At 57.1% G+C, this 3,021-nt stretch carries 1 protein-coding gene; it reads left to right on the top strand.

The window, feature by feature from the left end:
- Nucleotides 1–3,021: hypothetical protein (locus R2A130_RS18680; protein ID WP_009464686.1), on the top strand; the 3,021-nt coding region annotated here is incomplete at both ends.

The following is a 3,021-nucleotide window of genomic DNA, read 5'->3' as shown; positions in this document are numbered from 1 at the left end:
ACGGGCGGCAACTACAACACGGATGAAGATACAGCGGTCGCGCTTACGGGCCTTACCGGTGCGCTGACGGATACTGACGGTTCCGAGACGCTGACCTATCGCGTGACGGGTGTTGATCCTGCTGCATCCTTCACCACCGGCACGGATGCTGGTGGCGGGGTATGGACCTTCACCAAGGCCGAGCTCGACGCTGGCCTGACATACAACCCACCGCCACAGGCCGACGGCACCTTCAACATGGTGCTCGAAGCAACCGCAACCGAAGACGAAGGCGACACAGCTACAAACACAGCCAATATAATCGTAACAGTGGCCAGTGTTAGCGATGCGCCGACGCTTACCACAGGCGCTTCAGCGATAGACGAAGATCAACCGGCTGCCGTTGGCGCTTCGTTGACTTATGCCTCTACTGACCCCGATGGGTCGGAAGTCATCAGCGAAGTCGCGATCACGGATATTCCTGCTGGTTCGGTAACCGATTTCACGGTCTCCGGTGCTGCCGTCGTCACACCCGTTCCAGGTGGCTTCACCATCACAGGCCCTGAAGCAGACATCCGCGCGACAGTTGCAAGCCTGACCGTTACGCCTCCAGCCCACTCTGCCGATGATTTCGTCTTGCAGATTGCCGTTACCGTGATGGATGGTCTTGATACCGCCACAACAACGGGAACGCATCCGGTTACCGTTACTCCGGTAGCCGACACTCCCATTCTTACCGGCGGTACGATCAACGGTGATGAAGATACGCCTGTCCCGCTGACTGTCTTGGCTGGGACAACTCCCGACATGGATGGTTCTGAAACAATTGCGTTCCAAATCTCTGGTGTTCCGGCTGGAACTTCGTTGAGCGTTGGCACGGATCTAGGTGGCGGCGTATGGGCGCTGACCCCCGCAGAGCTGGACATTGTTGCCTTTAACCCCGCCACGAACTTCTCCGGTACTGTGCCACTGGTTTTGTCTGCAACAACGACGGACTCCAATGGTGATACCGCAACGGCGAACACGCCATTTGACGTCGTCATCGAAGCGCAAGCCGATGCTCCGACTGTGGTTCCAGGCTCGTCCACCATCAACGAAGACACCCCCGGTCTTATCGGTGACGTGATGACCTACGGGTTGGTGGATACGGATGGTTCCGAAGTAATCAGTGGTGTCGTCGTCGATGGCGCGCCTGCAGGTACTGTTTTCGGCTTTACCGCATCGGGCGCAGTGGTCGTAACGCTTGTTGCTGGTGGTGTTTCCATCTCCGGTACCGAAGCGGAAATTCGCGCTACGCTGGACACGCTTACCCTGCAGGCACCGGATGATACTGGTGATGATATCGCTCTCAACGTCGCCGTTACCACAACGGATGATGATGGTTCGACTGCGACCACGAATGCCACTCACAACGTCGATGTTGTACCTGTTGTAGACACACCGGATGTCACGGGTGGTGCGTTCACTACTGATGAAGACACGACTGTTCTACTGACCGGCGTTGCTGCCTTGCTGACGGATACTGACGGTTCAGAAAGCATCGTCCACACGATCAGCGGCGTACCAACCGGTGCAAGCTTTACCACAGGTACCGATCTGGGTGGCGGCAATTGGTCATTCACACCAGCAGAGCTGGCTGCCGGAATTACATTCACGCCACCTGTGGATGAAGCGGCGGTTACCTATAACCTGACGATTTCCGCGACATCTACCGAAGCGGAAGGTGGATCAGCCACCGCTTCTGCTCCGATCACGATTACGATAGATCCGGTCGCTGACCCAGCCACATTGAATACCGGAACAACCACTGCGACCGAGGATAACGGTGTTATCGCCTTCGGCGCTGACATCACTGTTGCGGGCAACGATACTGATAATTCTGAGAGCATGAGCTTGGAGCTTTCAGGTTTGCCTCCCACGGGAACCGTAAGCTGGAACACCGGTTTGCCCGGAACGGTTACACTCGGAGCGCCTGGTACCTATACGATTGCAGGTACTCCGCAGGAAGTTGCGGCCATTTTGGCGACATTCGGTGTGGAGCCTGCCACCCACGACGCTTTCGATTTTAATGTCGGTATTGCGGTAACGACGACCGATGGCACTGACACCACGACCGTAAACGGCACCCATGCCGTTACAATTACCGCCGTTGCTGATGCACCTGTTGTTACGGGTGGTTCGAGTTCGGTTGATGAGGATGTGACGACGGTGTTCGGCGCGGACATCAGCTATGCGCTGGTTGATACGGACGGGTCCGAGGTTGTGTCTCAGGTTGCTGTTACGGGTATTCCTGCCGGTGCTGATATTACGTTCACCCCAGCAGGCGGTGCGACTGTAACCGCTGTTGCCGGTGGTTATACGATCACTGGCCCTGAGGCCGATATCCGCGCGACGCTGGATACGTTTGCCTATGATCCGGCTGATGATGACGACACCAATGTGCAGCTGACGGTCGAGGTTACCACCACCGATGATGGCGGTTCGACTGCCAGCACGACTGATACCCATGATCTGATCGTGGCCGCTGTTGCCGATGCACCATCAGGCTCAGGTTCCGGCACGGGTAATGAGGACACGGCGATCGCCGTTCCTGTTACCACGCAGCTGAATGATACTGATGGTTCTGAAACAATCACACAGGCTGTGGTCACGGCTCCTACCGGTGTTGTGCTGGGTGGCTTTGGTCCATCGGGTGCAACTGTGGTGCAAGCCGGTCAGGACTGGACGATCACGGGTACGCCTGCGCAGATCGATGCAGCGCTCGCTGCCATGACGGCAACGCCTCCCAACAACTCCGATGCTGATTTCAATCTTTCGGTCACGCTGACTGCGACCGAGACAAGCCCTGTTGGTGGTGAGATAACCACGGCCACTGCCGACACGACCTTCACGGTGCCTGTCACGGTAACTGCTGTTGCTGATGCGCCGAACGTTGTTGTTCCCGGCGCACCCATTCCCACAGAGGAAGATACGGCTGTTGCCGTTGGTGCAGCCCTTGGCGGTTCGCTTAACGATACCGATGGGTCGGAGACGATCTCCTAT

Origin of the sequence: Ahrensia sp. R2A130 (genome assembly GCF_000179775.1) — a bacterium.
Classification (GTDB): domain Bacteria; phylum Pseudomonadota; class Alphaproteobacteria; order Rhizobiales; family Rhizobiaceae; genus Pseudahrensia.
This window is presented reverse-complemented; position numbering and strand designations above follow the sequence as displayed.